A 19,788-nucleotide genomic window follows, 5' to 3' on the forward strand; every position below is an offset into this window, starting at 1 on the left:
CGGATCCGCCGGATTCGATCCGGAGCCCAGCCCGAGTCGACCCGGGCTGGGCTCCGTTGCCCTGTCGGGACGGCTCGGTGACCGACAGGGGAGCGTTGTTCGTCTCCCGCGCGCCGATTCCGGTCGTCCGCTCCGCGATCACAGCGCCCGGGGCGCAGTACGGACGCGGGCGGTCAGCAATCGGCCAGGGGACGTCTGGCAAGAAAGACGAACTCGCGGCCGGGGCGGTCAGGGGCGTCGCGAACGTCGTCCACCACGAATCCGTGAGCGACCAGTTCCGCCTCGACCTCCCGCCGCTCACGGAATCGCAACGTCGAATCCACTGTCAGCACCTGTCCATCCGCAGTGAACTCGATGGTCCCGCGGAAGGTCACCAGCGGCCCACGCACTTCGAGCAGTTGGACCCAGCTCTCGACCGCGCCGGCTCCCGGCATCTCCGTGACGCGGTACGAGGCCTCACGATTCCACTCCTCCCAGGCGCGCCGGGCCGGATCCCGTGTCTCGAACGCAAGGATTCCGCCGGGTCGCAGTGCTTCGTACGCCGCCCGGAGAGTCATCTGCCACATCTGTGGGTCGACGATGGCCTGGGCCACGTTCGCCGTCATGGTCACGAGGTCCACCTGCAGCGGCTCCAGTGCCCCCGCATCGCCGTGGACCCAGCGCACCCGTTCGCTGCCCGGCTTGCCCCGGGCCACATCGACCGACGCCGCGTCCGGATCCACGCCCACGACCTCGATCCCTCGATCGGCCAGCAGAAGGGCAAGCACACCTGTCCCACAGCCGATGTCCAGGACCTGGCGTGCCCCCAGCTCCTCGGCGAGGCGGACGTAGGGTTCGAGATCACTCCGATCGGATTCGAGCACGTCGTAGATCGCGGCGAAGCGGGGATACGTGCGGCTCTCGTCAACCATGCGGCCGAAGCTACGCAAGACCCACAATGGACGGCTACACGTTTGCACCGTCGGCGAGCGGTGGACGTACGGGCGACGCCCGGCCGTCGCTCGTGAGCAGCGGCCCCGGTCCCTGGTGGGGCATCGGCAGGGGGAACCCGCTAAACGGGCCACGTGATACGCCCGTTCGTCACCTCGATCACTTCCGGCGTCAGGGATTCATGGAACCTCAAGTGACCGATCGAAACGGCATCGTCCCCGTGCCGGTGGGTGTCGTGGACGCACTCTGCCAGCCGGCAGAGCAGTTCGCCGACCTTGTCGAAATCATCGGGGTGGACTTCCTGCCGGGAGGAGAGTGACCATCCCTTCCACGGCAGGTCCGCGCGCCCGACGAGCGCCGAGCCGAGCACACCGCCGATCCGCCGGGCCGCACCACGGCCGGCCAGCAGTGGGCGAGGCTCGTTCTCGATCACCGGCTCCCCCGCCTCGTCCTCCACCACGATCGGGAACTCGGTCACGACGGACAGGCGCTCCGGCCGCGGCCCCATTCCCAGGTGCCAGCGCAGTTCGGCCAACTCCGGCTCGGAGAGCTCGTCCCGCAGATCGACCGATACCGCCAGCTCATACACATCACTCATGCGCCGCACCCTACAAAGGGTGACTGACATGGCGCTCCGACTCCGGGGCAGTGAGACCCGTCGCATGTCGCTCCTGGATCTGCGCCACCGGCGCCATCCGCCCGAATCCGTACTCCCACACCCGCTCCGGCGCCGCCCGGCAGGGTCTGCCCGGCTCTGGCTTCACATGTCCGTTCAGGCCCGCGCATGCCCGAATCTATTTACATCCCCGAATCACGGGCGTAATCTGACGGCGAAACCACACACTCGGGCACGGAACGGATTCAAACCAACATGTATGCACCGGAGCGGCAGCAAGCGATCCTCCGCCTCGCCCGCGAGAGCGGCCGGGTCGATGTGCTGTCCCTGGCGGAGGAATTCCAGGTCACGGCCGAGACCGTGCGGCGTGATCTGAAGAGCCTCGACCGGGCCGGACTGCTGCGCCGTGTCCATGGCGGTGCGATCCCGGCCGGGCGGCTGGACTTCGAGCCCGATCTCGCCGAGCGCGACGCCGTCGCCATCGACGAGAAGGAACGCATCGCGACGGCCGCGATCAGTGAGCTCCCCACCGACGGCAGCGTGATCATCGACGCGGGCAGTACCGCGGCCCGGCTGGCCGCGGTCATTCCGCTCGACGCCCACCTCACCGTGGTCACCCATGCCCTTCCGGTGGCTGCCCGACTCGCCGACCACCCAGGCATCGCGCTGCATCTCGTCGGCGGCCGGGTCCGGCCCCGAACCCGCGCCGCGGTCGATGCCTGGGCGTTGAACGCCTACCGTGAGATCAACGCCGACGTCGTCTTCCTCGCCACCAACGGCTTCTCGCCGAAGGGCGGTCTCACCACACCGGACCTGGCCGAGGCCGCCGTCAAGCGGGCCGTGATCTCCGCCGCCCGGCGGGTCGTGCTGCTGGCCGACTCCGCCAAGTTCGGCCAGGAGCACTTCGCCCGGTTCGGCGACCTCGCCCAGGTCGACCTGCTCATCACCGACACCGGACTCGGCTCCGACGACGCCCTCGCCATCGAGGGCCAGGGCACGGAAGTAGTACGCGCATGATCCTCACCGTCACCCCCAATCCGAGCCTCGACCGGACGTACGAGCTGCCCCGGCTGACCCGCGGCTGCGTGCTGCGGGCCACCGACGACCGGGTGGACCCCGGTGGCAAGGGCATCAACGTCTCGCGTGCGGTCGCGGCGGCCGGCCACCGTACGATCGCTGTCGCACCGCTCGGCGGGCCCGAGGGCGCGCTGCTCGACCGGCTGCTGGGCGAGCACGGCATCGAGGCGGCCGGTGTGCCGATCGCCGGCAGCACCCGGATCAATGTCACCCTCGTCGAGCCCGACGGCACGCTCACCAAGGTCAACGCGGTGGGCCCGGAAATCACCGCGGCCGAGGCCGAAGCCCTGCTGGATGCCGTACAGAGCCGGTCGGCGGCCACGGACTGGATCGCCTGCTGCGGCAGCCTGCCGCGCGGACTGCCCCCGCAGTGGTACGCCGAACTCGTCGCCCGGAGTCACCGTGCCGGGGCCCTGATCGCCCTGGACACCTCCGGCGCCGCCCTGACCGCCGCGCTGCCGGAGCGCCCCGATGTGATCAAGCCGAACGCGGAGGAGCTCGCCGGAGCCGTGGGCCGCCCGTTGGCGACGGTGGGCGATGCCGTGAAAGCCGCGGAGGAGCTCCGCGGGCGCGGCGCCAGGTCCGTTCTGGCGAGCCTCGGGGCCGACGGGCAGTTGCTGGTCGACGGAACGGGGGCGTACTTCGGGAGTGCGCGGGTGGACGTGGTCCGCAGCAACGTCGGGGCGGGCGACGCCTCGCTCGCGGGCTTCCTCGCTGCCGGCGGAAGCGGGCAGGCGGCACTGGCCATGGCGGTCGCCCACGGCGCGGCGGCCGTGCAACTACCGGGCAGCGTCATGCCGACGCCCGCCGATCTCGATCTGTCGGCGGTCACCACAACCGCCGAAATCCCGCTGGACCGGTCCCTGACGGAGCCGACGTCATGACCGCCGCGCATCCGCGCCCGCGCCTGCATCTGCGCCCGCCGCGCCGAACATCCCCCGAGCCGCCCATCGGACGGTCCACGAGCAAGGAGCCCTGCGATGAGTGAACTGATCACCGCGGCACTGGTCGATCTCGATCTGTCCGCCGAGACGAAGCAGGAGGCCGCCCGGTCGCTCGCCGAACGCATGGTCGCCGAGGGCCGGGTGACCGACCTCGACGGCTTCCTCGCCGATGTCGCGGCCCGTGAGGCACAGATGCCGACGGGTCTGGACGGCGGGATCGGCATCCCGCACTGCCGAAGCGAGCATGTCACCGCCCCCACGCTCGCGTTCGGCCGCAGCGGCCCGGGGATCGATTTCGGTGCGGCGGACGGCCCCGCCGATCTGGTCTTTCTCATAGCCGCGCCGACCGGGGCAGACGACGATCACCTCACCATTCTGTCCGCCCTGGCACGACGGCTGATGGACCCGGAGTTCACGGAAGCACTGCGCGCGGAGCGCGACCCCGGCGCGGCCGCGGCCCTGATCCGTGGCGAGGAGGCCCCGACGCCCGAGGCGTCCGCGCCCAAGGCCTCGGCCTCGGCCTCGAATGACGGCACACCGGTGGCCGGCCCTGTCCCGGACAGCGTCGCCCCGGCCACCGAACCCTTCCGGATCGTGGCCGTCACATCATGTCCGACCGGGATCGCGCACACCTACATGGCCGCCGAGTCACTGGCGGCCGCGGCCCGCGCCGAGGGCGTGGTGCTCGATGTCGAGACGCAGGGCTCCGCCGGGTTCGAGCGGCTCGATCCGGCGCTGATCGCCGCCGCCGATGCGGTCGTCTGGGCACATGACGTCGAGGTACGCGAGAAGGCACGGTTCGACGGCAAGCCGATCGTCGACACCGGGGTCAAGGCGGGAATCAACCGCCCTGCCGAGCTGATCGCCGAAGCCAGGCAGAAGGCCGAACGCGGCGAGACCACCACCCTGGCGACCGGCGCCGCCGCCCGTCAGGACGGTGGAGCCACGACCGGTGGTGACCACGCGCACTTCGGGGTCCGGCTGCGGACCTACCTGATGTCCGGCGTCAGTTACATGGTGCCGTTCGTCGCGGCCGGCGGGCTGCTCATCGCGCTGTCGTTCGCCATCGGCGGCTACGAGATAGCCGGTGCGAAGTCCGTCGCGGAGCACTTCGTCTGGAGCGAGGCCGCCAGCTGGGCCGCTCTGCTCAACCAGATCGGCACCGCCGCGTTCGCCTTCCTGGTACCGGTGCTGGCCGGGTACATCGCGTACGGCATGGCCGACCGGCCCGCGCTCGTTCCCGGCTTCGTGGGCGGCGCCATCGCGCTCACCATCAACGCGGGCTTCCTCGGCGGCCTGGCAGCGGGTCTGCTGGCCGGTGCGGTGGTGATGGCGATCCAACGTGTGAAGGTCCATCCCACGCTGCGGGGCATCATGCCGGTGCTGGTGATTCCCCTGATCGCCTCCGCGGTCGTCGGCTTCCTCATGTTCATCGTCGTCGGCAAGCCGATCGCATCCCTCCAACGCGCCCTGACCGACGGCCTCAACGGGCTTTCGGGATCCAACGCGATCATTCTCGGCATCGTGCTCGGCCTGATGATGTGTTTCGACATGGGCGGCCCGCTCAACAAGGTGGCGTACGCCTTCGCGGTCGGCGGTCTCGCCGACCCGACGCCCGGCAGCCTCAAGGTGATGGCCGCGGTGATGGCGGCCGGCATGGTGCCGCCGCTGGCCATGGCACTCGCAACCACCGTACGGGGCAGGCTGTTCAGCAGAACCGAGCGGGAGAACGGCCGGGCGGCCTGGGTCCTGGGCGCATCCTTCATCAGCGAGGGCGCGATCCCGTTCGCGGCGGCCGATCCCCTCCGGGTGATCCCGTCGGTGATGGCGGGCGGCGCGGTGACCGGTGCCCTGTCGATGGCGTTCGACTGCACCTTGCGCGCCCCGCACGGTGGCATCTTCGTGGTGCCGCTCATCGGGAATCCGTTCCTCTACCTGCTGGCCATCGCCGCCGGTACGGCGGTTGGGACCGCCCTGGTCGTCCTGCTCAAGAGCGTGGGCCGGAACACGGAGGCACCCGCCCCGGCACCCGAAACGCCCAAGATCTCCGTCGCAGCCTGACAAGAATCCTGATTCCTCCGCTCCGTCGCCATCTCACGGATTCCGCCGTATCCCCGTCCCCACTCCCCCCATCCACACACAGGAGAGTCCCCCATGCATCAGCGCACTGTCGTCGTCGGTTCCCGCAGCGGTCTTCACGCCCGCCCTGCCTCGTTGTTCGTCAAGGCGGCCACCCGACAGCCGGTGAAGGTGACGATCGGCCGCGACGGTCAGAGCTCGGTCGATGCCCGGAGTCTGCTCTCCGTACTGGCCCTCGGGGCCCAGCACGGCGATTCGGTGGTACTGACTGCCGAGGGCGACGGCGCGGAGGTCGCGGTCGAGGAGCTGGCCGCGCTCCTCTCCCGTGACCTCGATGCAACGCCGTAACCTCAGCTGCCCGCGACTGCCCTTCGACTGCCCGGTGGCCGGCTGCCCGCCGGGCAGCCGAGGGTTGTCCGGCAACTCACCACCGTCCCAACACTTCCCCACCCCTCACAGTGTTCGGGCTAGCCGGAACCCCAGGTCATCGATGCGGAAGGTCGGGTGGCTCTTGCGTCGGCACGACGCCCGGCAACTCCGGGGCCGGTCGAAACCGCCCCCGCCGCGGAATACGCGGTACGGGCCGTAGACCTCCGGGTCGTAGAGGTCCCAGCACCACTCCCACACGTTGCCGATCATGTCGTGAACGCCCCACGCGTTGGGCGCCCTGGTCGCTACATCGTGCAGCTCGCCGCCGGAGTTCCCACAGTGCCAGGCGATCTCATCCAGGTCCCCGTAACGGACCCCGGAGGTCCCGGCTCTGCATGCGTACTCCCACTCCGCCTCGGACGGAAGGCGATAGCCGTCGGCCCGCCAGTCGCAGACCACGCCCAGACCGTCGGGGTCATCGCCCGTCGAGTAGCAGGGCTGGAGCCCCGTCGCCTGCGAGAGCAGGTTGCAGAACCGGACAGCCCCGATCCACGAGATCTCGGTCACCGGTGTACGCGGTCCGGCCTCACTCTCGGGCACCTCGCCCCGAACCGCGTGGTAGAGCTCGCGGGTCACGGGATACGGCGCCAGCCCGAAGGCACCCACCTGCACCTTCCACTCCGTCCGCGTGCCCTCGTCGCGCAGAATGATCTCTCCGGCGGGAATGCTCCTCATGCTCTCGACATCAACCTGGCGAAGTACGGATTCCACGCTCATCACAGCTCCTCATGTGCACCGGCGCACCAGACCGGCACGCCGGACCGACACCCACGCGGGGCCGATGCCGCGCGCTGCCGCCCCCTGAGCGACTGACCTTACAGACGGGAGTGACACGGCAGTGCGGACCCGTGTCCCCGACGCTCCGTCACATCACCTCGCACCAACACCATGTGCGAGCCAGGAACCGGAAAGTCCCGCGCGGGAACCCCGGCCCGTCGTGCACCGGACACGGTCTACGAAATTCGGACTACGGCCTACGGGTTACGGGTTACGGGTGAGCAGATCGGCGACCCGAGCGACCATCTGGGTCTCCTCGCCGTTGCGCGGGGAGGTCGGATGGTGAGCGAGCACGAAGCGGCGTTTCTGGTCACGGGTGGAGAACGCGGCGTTCTTGTAGCCGTACGTCTCCCCGGTCTTGCCCCAGAGCATGATGCCGTTGACAGTGGCCTGCTGAAGCCCTGAGCTGTAGCGGGCCGGAGAGCCGTCGAGCATCCGCACATCGGCCGGTGGCAGGGTGAACATCAGCCGGAGCAGCTCCGGCTGAAGCAGTTCGCCGGAGAACAGTCCGACGAGCATTCGGTCGACATCGCTCGTGGAAGCCGGCCGGCAGCCACCCGGGCAGGACATGGGCAACGGGCGCGTCCAGCTCGACCCGTCCCTCCCCTGCCAGTTGGAGCAGCACCGTGGCGACGAAGACCTTGGTGATGCTGCCGATCCGGACCCTGTCCCCTGCCCTCACCGGCCGCCGCGTGATCACATCGGCCACACCCGAAGTGCCGTACCAGTGCCCGGCCGTGCCACCGACTCGCAACTGGGCCGCGGTTGACGCCGGGTGCTCCAGGTCGCCGATCGCCGCCTGCAGGGCGGTGGGGTCCAGTGTCGGCAGCGATGCGGATGCGGCGGTGGCGCGCGGCGTGGGCAGCGCCACGGTGGCCAGCAGCGCTGCCGTCCCCGACAGTGTCGCGCCCACAATGGCCCTTCGTGTCAGGCCTGTTGAGGTCATGTCCCGCAGACTGTCAGCGGGCTGCGGGCACCGGCATCGGGTACTTCCCGGAGCGCACCCCGAGTACCCACTGAGCCCTCCCCTGCGCCGCCCCTGCCTGTCGTGGCGGGTGGAGACTGCTCGACTGCTCACACAGGCTTGAATTCGAGTTCTGCTGTCCGATCGGCACGGTCTGGACCTGCCGGTGGGCCGCTTGGGAGGGAGATCGGGTCGCGGCCGTCGCTCCGTTTTCCCTCCGCACCCCTCCTACAACCTGTCGCCGCTGTCGGACGACTCGTACGTAGCCCAAAGAGGGTCGATGCGGCCCAGCCAGGCGTCTTGTTCATCCGCCAGCGGTTGCTTCAGAGGAAGTGCGAGGAAGCGGCATGCGAAGGTGAGGTCGGTGTCCTCGCCATCGCCGCTGACCCTGTGCTCCCACACGTCAGGGGTATCGGTTGATGTCCGGAGGAAGAAGAAGGTGGTCCTGCGTGGCTGTCCCGATTCAGGGTGCGGCTTGTCCTCCACCGCAACCTGCCGGACCACGGCAACGTCCGACAGCCCGGTTTCTTCAGCGACTTCTCGTAGGACAGCCAGTGCAAGTTCCTCGTCCGGCCCGACGCCGCCTGCGGGCACCTGGGTGCCGGCGGCCGGAGCCCCGACATGGTCGAACACCAGCAATTCGGGTCCGGAACGATGCCGGATCACGTAAGCAGCGACACGGATTCTGGGACGGGTCATACGCTTATTGTCGGGCGCCAACGTGCACAAAGCCACTGACCAGGCTGGTTGTTGACGACGAAGTAGTGGACGCTCACGCGTCCGTGGGTTTTCGATGAGGGCCGGCGTGGGCGAAGCCGTCTACGCACGCTGCGCGCTGCTGTCGCGACGCGGGCCGCCAGAGGTGTCACGCCCCGGGAGCATCGACGTGATGCGGGTCACCGTCCGGGTACTTGGGGCCGGGCATGCGCGATCATGACCGGATGGACCCTCGCTTTCTTGGCATCACTGAGCTGGTCGAAACCCCGCGCGTCGCGGTGGTGGTCGACGTCATGCGTGCTTTCACAGTGGCTGCCTGGGCGTTCGCCCAGGGGGCGGAAAAGGTCGTCCTTGCCGAGTCGCTGGACGAAGCCCTGGCGCTCAAGGCTCGCCACCCGGATTGGGTGGCGATCAAGGACGGTCCGTCCGCGCCCGGGTTCGACACCGTCAACTCGCCGGGCCTGCTGCGGTCCATTGACCTCGGCGGACGGACCGTCGTACAGAAGACCACGGCAGGGACGGTCGGCGCCCTCGCGGTCAAGGAGGCGTCGTTGGTGTTGTGCGCCGGCTTCGTGGTGGCGGAGGCAACGGCCCGGCTCCTGCGGATACGCGAGTGTGACGGTGTCACGTTCGTGATCACTGGCGAAGACGGGCGCGCAGACGAAGATCTGGCGTGCGCCCAGTACATCGCCCGGAGGGCCACCGAGGCTGGGACGGATGCAGCCGAGTTCCTCCGCCGCGCCGGCGAGTCCCGCGCCGCCGCCGAACTGACGGAGGGGGTACGCCAAGGAGTCCACCCCGACGACGTCGCGCTCTGTCTTGAGCTCGACCGGTTTCCCTTTGCCATGGTGGCAGCATCGGAAGACTCGCTCATGGTTCTTCGTTCGCACGCTGTGCCTGCGCCGGCCCACGAGGCCTCGGTCTGACCGCTGGCAAGGCCCGGCCCGGCTCTCGCCATGCGAGAGCCGGCATCCCGTCGGGTATGCGCCGACGACATCCGCAGTCGACTGGAACAACAACGCCTTCAGACGCAACAAGGTCTCATTCACTGCCACGAGCTGTCGACCGAGTCGCGCTCACCGCGCCCTGCACGAATCGCCTCAGGTGCGCGCGCACGACGTCGGGTTGCTCCAGCCAGGGCTCGTGCCCTGCGTCCTCGATCCTCGTCAGCGGAAGACCGAGCCGGAGCGCGAGCGATTCAAGCGCCGAAAACGGTCGGGGATCATTGGCTCCGCCGAGGAGTTCCGCTCTCGCGGGCATGCACGCGCGCAGCTCGGCAAGATGCCCATCGAGCGGGTCCACGCGCCCTTCCTTGCCGAGTTCACCGTTCATCGTCCAGTTGACGGGACGACGATGCCGGGCGCCCTGCGCGGCCCAGTGCCATCCGCGCTCGGGATCGGCGTGGTCGGTGAACCAAGACAGCGTGAGCAGCTCGGCCTCCTGCTCCTCCGTACGGTGCGGCAACTCCTCCAGTTCGCGGAGCCGTTCCTGCTGTGCCGCGGACATCCGGCGAGCGCGCTCCGCTCGGTCCCCACTGCGCCAATCGCCCACGAACGGCCCGCACATCAGCAGCATCGCGGCAACCCGGTCGGAGTGCCTCAGGCAGAACCGGCCGGCCAGGGTGCTGCCGTAGGAGTGCCCGATCAACACGGCCTCGGGCACGTCCCATGCGTCGAGCAGTTCGGCAAGATCGTCGACGTGCCGGGCGAAGGAGTGGCGGCCCCGCCACGGGGATCGGCCCGTGCCACGCTGGTCGTACCGGTACACGGGCACAAGGTCCGCGACCATGGGGGCGATGCCGTCCAGATAGTCCGGCAGGCCAGGACCCCCGTGCAGCATCACCACGGCCGGCCGCCGGGACGTGTCTCCCAGCGCCCTCCAACACAACTGTGCCTCGTCAGTCATCGACGCGAGGCCCTGCGTCTCCATCAAGGTCATCGCAGAGAACCTACAGCGGGACCGGGGACCCTGTGCAGAGGAGCTGCCCGGCGGCACGGTCGTCGGGTGTGGCGAGCACCTGGCCGGGCGTGCCCGAGGTGGGTTGGCGGGGCACCGTCCCCATCGGGTCGGCCTTCCTCAGAGTCGAGCTCCGCACCAAGGACACGGGAGGCGCGGGCAGCCCGGCGGCGGCCGCGCCTGCGATGGCGTGCGATCTGGTCGAATCCGCCCAGGCGCGATGGCGCGCGATCACCGGAACCCATCAGGTGTCCCCGGTCCGCGCCGGAGCACGGTTCGAGTACCGAGTCCTGGTCGTGCGCCAGGAGCCGGTCGTATGAACGTCCATGACGTCCTGCCGAACTCGGACGAGCACGCTCACTTCGCGGCCCACCTCGACAAGCGGGGGCACATTGCCGGCCTGGTCGGCCGCGTGCTCACTGCTCCGGACCAGACAATGAGGAGCGGGGTGCGAACGGCCTCGGCGAGAGCCGTGCTGCTTCCGGCGTCACGAGCGGATGCGGAGAAAACGACGGGTGCCGCCCAGGGGATCGACGCGCTCGCCTCGGGCGAAGCTCGCCCACGCTGCGCGGAGGAGGCGGCCGTCTTCATGAACATCGCTCCACGAAGCCCCCTTGATCAGCGCGGCCTTCTCCCAAGTCGCTTCGTCGCCGAAGAGAAGCGGAAGGTCGATGGTGTGGGCTGCGCCCAGCGGGTTGCCCGCCGCCGACCAGGAGAGGACCTACCTGCTCACCCGTCCGCCTGCCCGGCGGTGACGTCGGGCGAACTTGCGAGCTCCCCGCGAATACACCGCCCAGGTGCAGAAGGCCACGATGCCGCGTTCGAGGATGCGGCCGAGGAGAGGCATCCGGAACCAGCGGGCCGGCCCGGGGAGAACCGGGAGGAACAGTCGCGCTTCTTCGGAGGTGCTGCCAATGAGCACATCGATGCGGGGAGCCGTCTTCCTCCATGCGGCGTCGACATCGTGCTCCGCCGGGAGGGGCGGATATCCGTACCGCGGAGCGATGGCATCCCGCTCTTGAGACCGAACGGCGCGCCCGCGCGGATGACGTCGGCCTGCACATCTGCAACCGCCGCGATCGGTGTCGTGGCCCGGATCGCGTTCGCGCGCCGGGAGACGGCACGATTGAGCCTCTCGCGGCCACGCATGATGCCGAGAGGGGCGCTCTGGATGATGGCTCGCGTGAAGAGGGAAGCTGCGTTCTCCGTCGCCATGAGATCCACCAGGGCAGCGGCTCCGGCGGACTGCCCGAACGCGGTGACGTTGTGCGGATCGCCTCCGAACGCGGAGATGTTCCGTCGGATCCAGCGGAACGCCTCCCTCTGATCGGGCAGGCCGAGGTTCGCCTTCGGTCCGCTTTCCGACTGGATGAAGCCGAGAAGTCCCAGGCGGTAGGTGACCGTGACGACGACATCCTGCTCGGCGACCAAGGTCGCCGGATCCATCGCGGCGAGGTCGCCGGATCCCGTGGCATAGCCACCCCCGTGGATCCAGACCATGACCGGAAGCAGGGCCGGACTCGACTGGGCCGGCATCGTGATCGACAGGTGCTGGCAGTGCTCGTCCGTGGGCAGAGCGCGCGGATCGACTCCGAACATCGTGTCGGCGATGGGATCCGCGGGCTGGGGCACATCGGCGACCAGCCTCGTGCGCTGAAGGGTTCGGCGCGGTCGTCGAGGGGGTGGGAAGCGTCGAAGCGCGCCGCAGTGGCGTAGGGGATGCCCGTGGCGCGGACGACGGCGCCGTCTCGCCATCCGATGACCGGACCGCCCGGAGGCTGGAAGAGGGGCTCGGTGGCCGACTGCGGCGGCGTCTGGCCGGCGCTCATCGCACCGCTCGCACGCGGAAGATGACGAAGCCGCCGACGACGGCGACGGCAGCGGCGACGACGTAGAGAACGGAGTACGACTGCGCGGCGACCGCGAGAATGCCCGGCGCGAGCGCTTGAGGCAGGGTCGTCGCCGTATTGAAGATGGCGAGATCGTTCGCGGCATCGTCGGGGTTCGGAAGAACGTCGGTCGCCAGCGCCAGGGCTACGGCGGTGTAGCCGCCGTAGCCGATGCCGCCGAGAACCAGCCCGACGTAGAACAAGGTCAGGTCGTTCGCGCCCGCGATGAGGAGGAGGGCACCCGCAGTGATGAACGCCGCCGTGATCACGAAGACCTTCCGCCTCGCCAGCTTGTCGTAGAGCCGCCCTGCCAAGACGCTGGAGACGATCGTGGCGGCTCCCAGGAGAAGGGTTCCCGTCAGCACCTTTCCCGGCACATCGTCAGCCGCTGTCCCCAGGTGACTGATCAGGTAGAACGCCTGGTAAGTCGTCAGGAACGCGTAGGCCAGCTGGAGCAGGAAGCGGCTGAGGTAGGCCCAGCCGAAATCGGGGTGGCGGCGGGGGCTCACCCAGAAGGTGGAGATCACCATGGCCGTGGTCACCTTCGGAAACGGGGCGTCGTTCGACGAAGGCCGGTCGTTCATCAGTGCCGCGAAGAGCGCGAGGAGGATGGCGCCGACGATGGCCGGCACGACGAACATGCCGCCCGAATTGCTCGGGAGGAGGGCCACGATCACGGAGCCGACCACCAGGGACCCGACCGTTCCGAGCCCCAGGAACGCCGACACCAGACCGCGTTGCCGGACCGGCACTCGGTCCGACATCACGGCCAGCAGGGCCGCGACGCAGGAGCTGCCCGACACCGACACGACGGCGTAGCCGATCGTCAGGCCGATCATGTTCGGCACCAGCGCCATGACGAGGGCTCCGGCCAGGAGGCCGGTCAACCCGAGAACGATCCAGGGGCGACGCCGGCCGAACCTCGAACGGGTGCGATCGCTGAGGCGCCCGATGACGGGGAGTGCCAGCACTTGAAGGACGAGGCCGATGGCCAGAACGGTTCCGAGTACGCCCGGTGCCTCGTCGACCGGCACGGACGCGTTGATCCGCAGTGCCAGGCTCTCCAGGGACGGCGTGAGCAGTACCAGTAGGGCACCGAACGACGCCAAGGCGTAGATGAGGATGAACCCCGCGCTCACCGTCGGTGACACGCCGGGCCGCTATGCGTCGTTGGTCGCGCGCCGACCGCCCGGGGGGTGCGGACTTCTGGCGGGCGGGACAACGAGTTGCGGCGGGCTTTCATTGAGGTGATTCATGGCTCTCCCGTCCTCGGGAACAGTAGCTGATACGTATAAGCGCTGATACGTATCAGCAAGGTGCAAGCCGCTCCCCGTGCCAGCAACTCAACTCGGTAGGATTGGCGCGAGAACCGCATCCGATGACAAGGCGCTGAATGGGAACTGCCCGAGTTACGGCAAGGCAGGTGGCAGAGGCGGCTCAGGTGTCGCAGGCCACCGTCAGCTATGTGCTGAACAACAAGTCGCTGACGCGGAACCCGAAGAGACCCGACGCCGTGTTCTCGAAGCCGCCCGCGAGCTGAACTACACCCCCTCCGCAGCCGCCCGCACACTACGTCTCGGGCGGTCGAACCTCGTACTGATCGTGCTCCCCGACTGGCCTCTGGGGTACGCGATGTCGGGATTCGTGGACGGCCTCACCGAGCAGCTCGAACAGCTGAACCTCCAGCCGGTCATCCGTCGGCTGAAACAGGGGATGCCCGTCGGCGAGCTGTGGCAGGCGACCATGCCGGCGGCCGTCCTGCTCCTGGACGACGTGGGCAGGGGCGAGCGGTCATCGATGGAGAGCACCGGCATCTTCGTCGCCCAGGGGCTCCTGTGGGATGAGGAACACTCCGACAACCCGCTGCTCGCGCGCGGCAGCCTCGTGGGTGCGCTCCAAGTGGAGCATCTGGCCGCACAGGGGCACCGGAGAATCGGATTCCTCGCGCCCAGAGCCGAGCACGACCAGCTCTTCCGCCGGTTGCGGATCGAGGGAGCCGAGGCTGCGTGTCTCGACCTCGGTCTCGACCGGCCGCGCGTAGAGAGCACCGACCTCACGCCGGAAGGCGTCGCGGCCGCGCTCCGGAGTTGGTGGGGCGTCGCTGCCGACGACCGCGTGACCGCCGTGTGCGTCTACAGCGACGACTACGCCTTCGCTCTCCTGAGCGCCATGCGCCACCTCGGCATCTCGGCGCCGGAGGACCTCGCGGTGATCGGAGCCGACAACATCCCGCTTGGCCCGTTCGCCGACCCCCCACTGACGGCCATCGATCACGGCCAGGACGTGCTCGTCACCCACCTCGCCCAGGTCATCGTGTGTGGCATCCATGGCGACAGACCACCGGCCACGCCCCCGCTGCATCCCACCCTCATCATCCGGGAGAGCGCCTGACAGAACCTTCCGTCGGCGTTGACTCGCGGCCTTGCTCGCCCGGGGCGTGTTTCCATGGGCGAAGCCTGCGCCGCTGCGCCCGGCCGGGAGGAGACCCGGACGGCTGCCGGTGCATACCAAGCGGCAGCTGATGGCCGGCGTACGCCGGCCCACCCGTACCGATGCTCCTCGGCGGGACTTGCCCGAGCCGTACGGTTCTCGGCAGACGGTGTGCGGCCTCTTCCGGCGTTGACACCGGGACGGCACCGGGCACCGCGTACTCGAACAGTTGCAGGCCCGGGCCGACGCCGAGGGGATGAGCACCTGGGACGTGCCGGTGGACACGGCCATCGGCGTACCCACCGGAGCCCCGGAGCACTCCGCGAGACGCCCCGGGGCCCCTGGCGAGTGGCGCGCTCGTCCGGAAGCCTGAACCCGTTCCCCTCGGTTTCGGGCTCATCACCCGACGCTCTCGTCGGTGACACGGGCTCGACAGCCGTGGTGGCACAGCCGCGTGAAATCCGGGCGACCGGTGGGACCGCATGAAGGGCTTGCCGCATTCGAGCGATCGCACTCGTGCTGCGGCAGGCCCTCGCAGTGGGATTCGGGCGGACCGGGTTTCAGCCGGACCTTCGTACCGTCAGGCTGTGTGCAGTGTCAGCCCGTATCGGTTCAGAATCTCGTTGATCGGCTGGTGCCAGGTCTCCCCGCCATTGGTGCAGTTGCCCCAGCCGCCGGAAGTGACTCCCTGGGCCTGGTCGCCGCTAATGAACGAGCCACCGGAATCTCCCGGCTCGGCGCAGACGCTCGTCTTGGTCATCTGGTGAACCGCTCCCTGGCTGTAGTTCACGGTTTCGTTCGTGGCCAGCACATTGCCGCAGTGCCAGTGGCTGGTGGAGCCGGAGCGGCATATCGAGGCGCCGATGGGTGCCTCTGCGGAGCCCCGCACCAGTTGGTCCGAGATGGTGCCCCAGCCGAGTACGACGGGGACGGTCCACCAGCCGTTGCCGACACTGACCCAGGCGTAGTCGTCGCCGGGGAAGGACGAACCCTGGAAGTTGCCGATGGCCGAACGGTCCCAGCCGCTGACCGCCGCGCCGGCCTGTCCGCAGTGGCCCGCCGTGACGAAGCCGCCGTACACGGAGAAGCCGATGGAGCATCGCACATTGCCCGTGTAGTAGGGGTCGCCGCCCACGGTTCCGGCAGCGAAGGTCCTGGACCCCTCGGGAGTCTGCGTCACCGTTACGGGGCCAGTTTTGCGGGCCCGTTCGACGAAAGATCGGACATCGTTGTCATCCGCTGCCGAAGCGACAACGTCGACGACGACCCGGTTGGCCTTCGGGTCCACGTGCCAGCTGCTGACACCCGCCGGTGCCGTCAGCCCGTCGATCCGCGCCTTGGCCGCGTCGAGCTGCCGTGCAGTGTGGCGCACCAGCCGGACGGACGCGCCGGAGGCGCGCACGGCAGCCGACTTCCGGCTGTCGGTGACTGCTACGGTGAGCCGGTTCGTGGCCGGGTCGAACCAGGCACCGGCATAGGACGATCCGGCGACGCGTCGCGCCTTGCCCTGTACGGCGGTCGCCGTCTTCTCCGCGGCCAGCCTCGCCTTGGCCTGGCCTTCTGTCAGACCGAAGTCCTTCCGCATCGCGGAGAGCAGCCCTTCGGACGCCGGCGCCTCACCGGTCGCGGAACGGGGTGTCCCGGGCGGCGGGTCCACGGCGGCGGCGGACGCCGGGCCGGAGGCAAGACCCAGGGTCGCCCAGGCTCCGACGACAAGTGCGGCAGCCAGGCTCGTACGCAGCGCATTGATACATCTCAAGGCAATGGCCCTTCTGTTGTTCCGGCATCGTGGGGGAGGAACAGCAGACGTCCGAGAGCTCCGATCTGAGAGCGCTCTCAGAGTGTGCCGCAAACGGACTGTAACGCAGCACGCCTATCAGGTCCATGCCAATGAGGGGACGTATCCCGGCAGTTGGGCGTCAGGCCCTTCCCGCCCCGGTCGCGCCTGCCCCTTTCCGCCGCCGGACCCGTCGCCCGCCACTCGGCGCGGGCACCTATGCTCGCGTCGGATGATCGCGTGTGCCCGACACGCCGACCTCCACCACCTGCATGGGGCCGATGCGGCAACGGGATCGGCGAGGCGGACTCCGAGGTGTCGGGCCGGCGGTAGCGACTGCGGGCCCGACGGCCGGAGCCGCTGATGGCATCCGACCAGTCGGCCCGACAGAGCCGCCCGGCCAATCGACCCGATCAGGCAGTCCGATCAGCCGGCCGGGTAGGCCGACGGGGTCAGCCGGCCCGGCCGATCGCGCTGCGCAGCATGGCGACCGTCGTCGCGGCGGCCGCGCGTTCCGCGTCGTCCTGCGTCGCACGCACTCGTTCCTCCAGGAGGACCACGGCCGCCTGGAGCACGCCCACACGGACCGGAACGCTCTGCATCGCCGTCAGTACGGCCGCGGCCTGTTCCGCCGGGGTGGCCGTGGCGGCCTGCGGAATGAGGGTGGTGATTCCGCGCCCGAGCGCGCGGTCGCGAGGCGGCTGAGCCGCGGCTGTGGTCACCCGAGAAGTGTGCCGTACCGGCCCCGGGGATTCGGTCAGCGACCTGGCCTTGAGGCTTCGGAGCCGTCGTGGACATTCGATGCTGCGGGGCTGTCGTGAACATGGGCGTGGACACGCTTCAACAGCCCTGCAAGCTGGGCTTGTTCGCGTGCGTTCAGGGGGGCGAGCATTGCGGCCTGCTCGTTTCGCGCATCGTCCTGGAGCTCCGCGAGCACGGCACGGCCGGCCGGGGTGGGCGTGACGGTCACCCGGCGGCGGTCGGCGGCGTCCCGGGCTCGGTCGACGAGACCGGCCAGCGCGAGATCGTCCACGATCTTGACGATGTCGCTCCGGTCGATCCCGAGCCTCGATGCCAGTTCCCGTTGCACGTGGGGGCCGAAGTCGGTGAGCGCCGACAGTACGGCCATGTGCCAGAGCCGGAGGTCGCGTTCGGCCAGTCGCGCCGCAAGTCGGCTCCGCGCCGCCTTGCCGGTCTTGGACAGCAGGTAGGTCGTGAGTCCCAGGAGGCTGGGCGGGGTCTCGCTCATCGGCACTGTCTTAGGCACGCACCAATCATAGGTCTTCACCCACTAATGGCAGTGCGCCCCGCCCGGCACGGTCCGGACCGCACCGCTCATGTGCCCGGTCCCGCGGCGTCTACCCCTTGGCCCAGCTGCGCATGGCCGCCCGTGAGGAGAAGGCGGCGACGTCCTTGTCGATCGGGTGGTCGGTGTACTGGTGGATACGCCAGGACGCCTTGATCCGAGGCTTCCCCGCGGTCACGTAGTCGGCGATCCAGAGGCCGTCCCCCGCGTACGACGTGGTGTCGTGGTTCAGCCAGAAATAGCGGTTGCAGTACAGCAGAACCTTGTGGTGCGGCCGCAGGCGTTTGACCTCGCGGATGAAGCGGTCCTTCTCGGCGTTGCCGGCCCGCGTGCCTTCGCCGTTCTCCTCCCAGTCGACGGCGAGCAGATCGCCCGCCTTCTCCGGGGCCTTGCTCACGAAGTACTCGGCCTGGGCGGTGATGTTCCCCGGCCAGAGGAAGTGGTAGAAGCCGAGCACGCACTCGGCGTCCCTGGCCCTTTTCACCTGCGCCGAAAGGTGTGGATTGACGTACGAGCGGCCCTCGGTGGCCTTTATGAAGACGAAGTCCAGTCCGTCCGTGTCGAAGGACGACTGATGGGAACTGACATCGACGCCATGGAGCATGGGCACCGCCTTCAAGTGGGATGAGCGCTTCCGTTCTCTTTCTGTACGTGCCCGCACTCGGTCGTTCCCATCCTTCGGATGAACGGGCGAATCGTTTTGCCATTGCCAGGAATATGGGCCGGAAACGGGTAGTTGATGAATCGGCGAGACCACATCACGTACCGCAGTCACCTTCGGAAGGTCGGATCCATGAAGATCGGCATCATCGGAGCGGGCAACATCGGCGGAAACCTCGCCCGGCGCCTCACCGCACTGGGTCACGAGGTGTCCATCGCCAATTCGCGCGGCCCGCAGACGCTCTCCGCGCTCGCCGAGGAGACCGGAGCCACTGCGGTCGACGCGTCGGAAGCGGCTCGGGGAGCCCGGGTCGTTGTCGTCACCGTCCCGCTCAAGGCCGTTCCCGATCTGCCCGCCGGGTTGATCGACGGCGCCGCGGACGGGGCCGCAGTCATCGACACGGGCAACTACTACCCCCAGCAACGCGACGGCCGCATCGCCGAGATCGAGGACGGCAAGCCCGAGAGCCGGTGGACCGAGGAGCAGATCGGCCACCCGGTGATCAAGGCGTTCAACGGGACGTACGCCCAGGACATCCTCTCCAACGGACTCCCCAAGGGCAGCCCCGGCCGTCAGGCGCTGCCGGTGGCCGGTGACGAAGCGGCGGCCAAACAGGTCGTACGCGATCTCATCGACGAACTCGGCTTCGACACCGTGGACGCCGGTGGCCTCGACGAGTCCTGGCGTCAGCAGCCCGGCACACCTGTCTACGGCCATCAGGGCGATGTGGAGGCCATCCGCAAGGCGCTCGCCGAGGCGTCCCCCGAGCGCACGGCCGAGTGGCGCGCCTGACGTTCCCCGGCGCCGGGGAACAACGGGCCGCCCCCGTCGTCCCCGGCGCGCCCCTCCCCGGCGTCCTGTCGCCGTCGGACTTGTGGGCGCCGGACTTGTGGGCGCCGGTAAGGCCGGCCGCGCTGCTCAGCGGTCGAAGGCTGTGCTGCGGCTGACCTTCTCCCACAGGAGTGTTTCGGCACGGGCCGCTTCCAGGTGGGCCTGGATCGCGTCGGTCGCATCGTTGCCGAGCGGCAGTCGCAGTGGCGTCCTCTCTGCGGCGAGGGCGGTGAGAATGGCTGCCGCGGCCTTGTCGGGGTCACCCTCCTGCTTGCCGTCAGAGCCGGGGCGGTCCGTCCGGACGGGGCCTCACCTTATGGACCGATGCTCTGCGGCCTGGTCGGATGCATGATGCGACCGCCGCGCGCAACGAAGGCATCGGTATCTGCTTCCAGCACTTTCGCG

Annotated in this window: 21 protein-coding genes and 3 pseudogenes; 10 read left to right on the top strand and 14 right to left on the bottom strand. The window is 69.1% G+C overall.

The genetic code is table 11. From position 1 onward, the window contains the following. Positions 1 to 173: 173 nt before the first annotated feature. Complete coding sequence (locus tag ABZ622_RS37965) at positions 174 to 911, bottom strand: class I SAM-dependent methyltransferase (RefSeq protein ID WP_360551329.1); 738 nt, start codon at positions 909 to 911, stop codon at positions 174 to 176. A 140-nt stretch (positions 912 to 1,051) separates the two neighbouring features. Beyond that, the gene (locus ABZ622_RS37970; RefSeq protein ID WP_360551293.1) at positions 1,052 to 1,528 is read right to left on the bottom strand and encodes a hypothetical protein; all 477 of its coding nucleotides are present in this window, start codon (positions 1,526 to 1,528) and stop codon (positions 1,052 to 1,054) included. A 273-nt stretch (positions 1,529 to 1,801) separates the two neighbouring features. Between ABZ622_RS37970 and ABZ622_RS37975 the strand changes: the two genes are divergently transcribed. The 4 genes from ABZ622_RS37975 (at position 1,802) to ABZ622_RS37990 (ending at position 5,994) form a co-directional block, all read left to right on the top strand. Next, complete coding sequence (locus tag ABZ622_RS37975; RefSeq protein WP_360551295.1) at positions 1,802 to 2,563, top strand: DeoR/GlpR family DNA-binding transcription regulator; 762 nt, start codon at positions 1,802 to 1,804, stop codon at positions 2,561 to 2,563. Next, positions 2,560 to 3,507, top strand: coding sequence for a 1-phosphofructokinase (gene pfkB / locus ABZ622_RS37980; RefSeq protein WP_360551297.1), 948 nt, complete (start codon positions 2,560 to 2,562; stop codon positions 3,505 to 3,507). The genes ABZ622_RS37975 and pfkB overlap by 4 nt, the downstream gene beginning before the upstream one ends. A gap of 96 nt (positions 3,508 to 3,603) precedes the next feature. Beyond that, positions 3,604 to 5,628 carry a fructose-specific PTS transporter subunit EIIC gene (locus tag ABZ622_RS37985; RefSeq protein ID WP_360551299.1) on the top strand — a complete coding sequence of 675 codons (2,025 nt, stop codon included), beginning with the start codon at positions 3,604 to 3,606 and terminating at the stop codon, positions 5,626 to 5,628. A gap of 93 nt (positions 5,629 to 5,721) precedes the next feature. Further along, positions 5,722 to 5,994 (top strand): HPr family phosphocarrier protein, encoded by a 273-nt coding sequence (locus ABZ622_RS37990; RefSeq protein WP_360551301.1) that lies wholly within the window; start codon positions 5,722 to 5,724, stop codon positions 5,992 to 5,994. Between the two features lie 105 nt (positions 5,995 to 6,099). On the opposite strand, the gene ABZ622_RS37995 is transcribed toward ABZ622_RS37990, so the two are convergent. The 4 genes and pseudogenes from ABZ622_RS37995 to ABZ622_RS38010 form a co-directional block, all read right to left on the bottom strand. Further along, on the bottom strand, positions 6,100 to 6,750 hold the full coding sequence (locus ABZ622_RS37995; RefSeq protein ID WP_360551303.1) for an SUMF1/EgtB/PvdO family nonheme iron enzyme: 651 nt from the start codon (positions 6,748 to 6,750) through the stop codon (positions 6,100 to 6,102). Between the two features lie 306 nt (positions 6,751 to 7,056). Further along, positions 7,057 to 7,371, bottom strand: coding sequence for a hypothetical protein (locus ABZ622_RS38000; protein ID WP_360551333.1), 315 nt, complete (start codon positions 7,369 to 7,371; stop codon positions 7,057 to 7,059). A 73-nt stretch (positions 7,372 to 7,444) separates the two neighbouring features. Then, a pseudogene (locus ABZ622_RS38005) lies at positions 7,445 to 7,798 on the bottom strand (serine hydrolase); the annotation flags it as partial. A 246-nt stretch (positions 7,799 to 8,044) separates the two neighbouring features. Continuing rightward, on the bottom strand, positions 8,045 to 8,515 hold the full coding sequence (locus ABZ622_RS38010) for an NUDIX domain-containing protein (protein WP_360551305.1): 471 nt from the start codon (positions 8,513 to 8,515) through the stop codon (positions 8,045 to 8,047). Positions 8,516 to 8,757: 242 nt separating this feature from the next. Between ABZ622_RS38010 and ABZ622_RS38015 the strand changes: the two genes are divergently transcribed. After that, complete coding sequence (locus ABZ622_RS38015; RefSeq protein WP_360551331.1) at positions 8,758 to 9,459, top strand: 2-phosphosulfolactate phosphatase; 702 nt, start codon at positions 8,758 to 8,760, stop codon at positions 9,457 to 9,459. A gap of 115 nt (positions 9,460 to 9,574) precedes the next feature. Here ABZ622_RS38015 and ABZ622_RS38020 read toward each other — a convergent pair whose 3' ends face one another. Continuing rightward, positions 9,575 to 10,471 carry an alpha/beta hydrolase gene (locus tag ABZ622_RS38020; RefSeq protein WP_360551307.1) on the bottom strand — a complete coding sequence of 299 codons (897 nt, stop codon included), beginning with the start codon at positions 10,469 to 10,471 and terminating at the stop codon, positions 9,575 to 9,577. A gap of 68 nt (positions 10,472 to 10,539) precedes the next feature. Between ABZ622_RS38020 and ABZ622_RS38025 the strand changes: the two genes are divergently transcribed. After that, positions 10,540 to 10,809, top strand: coding sequence for a hypothetical protein (locus tag ABZ622_RS38025; RefSeq protein WP_360551309.1), 270 nt, complete (start codon positions 10,540 to 10,542; stop codon positions 10,807 to 10,809). Positions 10,810 to 11,218: 409 nt separating this feature from the next. Here the strand turns inward: ABZ622_RS38025 and ABZ622_RS38030 are convergent, their stop codons facing one another. Then, the gene (locus ABZ622_RS38030; RefSeq protein WP_360551311.1) at positions 11,219 to 12,244 is read right to left on the bottom strand and encodes a carboxylesterase family protein; all 1,026 of its coding nucleotides are present in this window, start codon (positions 12,242 to 12,244) and stop codon (positions 11,219 to 11,221) included. Positions 12,245 to 12,314: 70 nt separating this feature from the next. After that, positions 12,315 to 13,529: an MFS transporter gene (locus tag ABZ622_RS38035; RefSeq protein ID WP_360551313.1), complete on the bottom strand. Its 1,215-nt coding sequence runs from the start codon at positions 13,527 to 13,529 to the stop codon at positions 12,315 to 12,317. Positions 13,530 to 13,801: 272 nt separating this feature from the next. On the opposite strand from ABZ622_RS38035, the gene ABZ622_RS38040 reads away from it, so the two are divergent. Both ABZ622_RS38040 and ABZ622_RS38045 read left to right on the top strand, forming a co-directional pair. Continuing rightward, entirely contained in the window at positions 13,802 to 13,918 is a 117-nt protein-coding gene (locus ABZ622_RS38040; protein WP_360551315.1) for a hypothetical protein, read from the top strand. A gap of 92 nt (positions 13,919 to 14,010) precedes the next feature. Further along, positions 14,011 to 14,769, top strand: a complete 759-nt coding sequence (locus ABZ622_RS38045) for a substrate-binding domain-containing protein (protein WP_360551317.1) — start codon at positions 14,011 to 14,013, stop codon at positions 14,767 to 14,769. Positions 14,770 to 15,388: 619 nt separating this feature from the next. Here ABZ622_RS38045 and ABZ622_RS38050 read toward each other — a convergent pair. The 4 genes from ABZ622_RS38050 to ABZ622_RS38065 all read right to left on the bottom strand — a co-directional run bounded on the left by ABZ622_RS38050 (position 15,389) and on the right by ABZ622_RS38065 (position 18,495). Further along, positions 15,389 to 16,567, bottom strand: a complete 1,179-nt coding sequence (locus tag ABZ622_RS38050) for a S1 family peptidase (RefSeq protein ID WP_360551319.1) — start codon at positions 16,565 to 16,567, stop codon at positions 15,389 to 15,391. 470 nt (positions 16,568 to 17,037) lie between these two features. Then, on the bottom strand, positions 17,038 to 17,307 hold the full coding sequence (locus tag ABZ622_RS38055; RefSeq protein WP_259934195.1) for a hypothetical protein: 270 nt from the start codon (positions 17,305 to 17,307) through the stop codon (positions 17,038 to 17,040). Between the two features lie 35 nt (positions 17,308 to 17,342). After that, a complete protein-coding gene (locus tag ABZ622_RS38060) occupies positions 17,343 to 17,834 on the bottom strand; it encodes a MarR family winged helix-turn-helix transcriptional regulator (protein WP_360551321.1) in 492 nt (163 codons plus the stop codon). A gap of 109 nt (positions 17,835 to 17,943) precedes the next feature. Continuing rightward, a complete protein-coding gene (locus ABZ622_RS38065) occupies positions 17,944 to 18,495 on the bottom strand; it encodes a glycoside hydrolase family 25 protein (RefSeq protein WP_360551323.1) in 552 nt (183 codons plus the stop codon). Positions 18,496 to 18,630: 135 nt separating this feature from the next. On the opposite strand from ABZ622_RS38065, the gene ABZ622_RS38070 reads away from it, so the two are divergent. Continuing rightward, positions 18,631 to 19,344, top strand: a complete 714-nt coding sequence (locus ABZ622_RS38070) for an NAD(P)-binding domain-containing protein (protein ID WP_360551325.1) — start codon at positions 18,631 to 18,633, stop codon at positions 19,342 to 19,344. 126 nt (positions 19,345 to 19,470) lie between these two features. Here ABZ622_RS38070 and ABZ622_RS38075 read toward each other — a convergent pair. Beyond that, positions 19,471 to 19,689: pseudogene (locus ABZ622_RS38075) on the bottom strand (short-chain dehydrogenase/reductase); the annotation flags it as partial. On the opposite strand from ABZ622_RS38075, the pseudogene ABZ622_RS38080 reads away from it, so the two are divergent. Next, positions 19,686 to 19,788: pseudogene (locus ABZ622_RS38080) on the top strand (IS5/IS1182 family transposase); the annotation flags it as partial. The pseudogenes ABZ622_RS38075 and ABZ622_RS38080 sit on opposite strands and share 4 nt — an antisense overlap.

Source organism: Streptomyces sp. NPDC007164 (assembly GCF_040634135.1).
GTDB classification, from domain to species: Bacteria; Actinomycetota; Actinomycetes; order Streptomycetales; family Streptomycetaceae; genus Streptomyces; species Streptomyces sanglieri.

What these genes read in the sequence shown, in the direction of transcription:
- ABZ622_RS37965 (WP_360551329.1), bottom strand. Translation starts at nt 911, where the DNA reads ATGGTTGACGAGAGCCGCACGTATCCCCGCTTCGCCGCGATCTACGAC.
- ABZ622_RS37970 (WP_360551293.1), bottom strand. Translation starts at nt 1,528, where the DNA reads ATGAGTGATGTGTATGAGCTGGCGGTATCGGTCGATCTGCGGGACGAG.
- ABZ622_RS37975 (WP_360551295.1), top strand. Translation starts at nt 1,802, where the DNA reads ATGTATGCACCGGAGCGGCAGCAAGCGATCCTCCGCCTCGCCCGCGAG.
- pfkB (WP_360551297.1), top strand. Translation starts at nt 2,560, where the DNA reads ATGATCCTCACCGTCACCCCCAATCCGAGCCTCGACCGGACGTACGAG.
- ABZ622_RS37985 (WP_360551299.1), top strand. Translation starts at nt 3,604, where the DNA reads ATGAGTGAACTGATCACCGCGGCACTGGTCGATCTCGATCTGTCCGCC.
- ABZ622_RS37990 (WP_360551301.1), top strand. Translation starts at nt 5,722, where the DNA reads ATGCATCAGCGCACTGTCGTCGTCGGTTCCCGCAGCGGTCTTCACGCC.
- ABZ622_RS37995 (WP_360551303.1), bottom strand. Translation starts at nt 6,750, where the DNA reads ATGAGGAGCATTCCCGCCGGAGAGATCATTCTGCGCGACGAGGGCACG.
- ABZ622_RS38000 (WP_360551333.1), bottom strand. Translation starts at nt 7,371, where the DNA reads ATGCTCGTCGGACTGTTCTCCGGCGAACTGCTTCAGCCGGAGCTGCTC.
- ABZ622_RS38010 (WP_360551305.1), bottom strand. Translation starts at nt 8,515, where the DNA reads ATGACCCGTCCCAGAATCCGTGTCGCTGCTTACGTGATCCGGCATCGT.
- ABZ622_RS38015 (WP_360551331.1), top strand. Translation starts at nt 8,758, where the DNA reads ATGGACCCTCGCTTTCTTGGCATCACTGAGCTGGTCGAAACCCCGCGC.
- ABZ622_RS38020 (WP_360551307.1), bottom strand. Translation starts at nt 10,471, where the DNA reads ATGACCTTGATGGAGACGCAGGGCCTCGCGTCGATGACTGACGAGGCA.
- ABZ622_RS38030 (WP_360551311.1), bottom strand. Translation starts at nt 12,244, where the DNA reads ATGGCGAGACGGCGCCGTCGTCCGCGCCACGGGCATCCCCTACGCCAC.
- ABZ622_RS38045 (WP_360551317.1), top strand. Translation starts at nt 14,011, where the DNA reads ATGTCGGGATTCGTGGACGGCCTCACCGAGCAGCTCGAACAGCTGAAC.
- ABZ622_RS38060 (WP_360551321.1), bottom strand. Translation starts at nt 17,834, where the DNA reads ATGAGCGAGACCCCGCCCAGCCTCCTGGGACTCACGACCTACCTGCTG.
- ABZ622_RS38065 (WP_360551323.1), bottom strand. Translation starts at nt 18,495, where the DNA reads ATGCTCCATGGCGTCGATGTCAGTTCCCATCAGTCGTCCTTCGACACG.
- ABZ622_RS38070 (WP_360551325.1), top strand. Translation starts at nt 18,631, where the DNA reads ATGAATCGGCGAGACCACATCACGTACCGCAGTCACCTTCGGAAGGTC.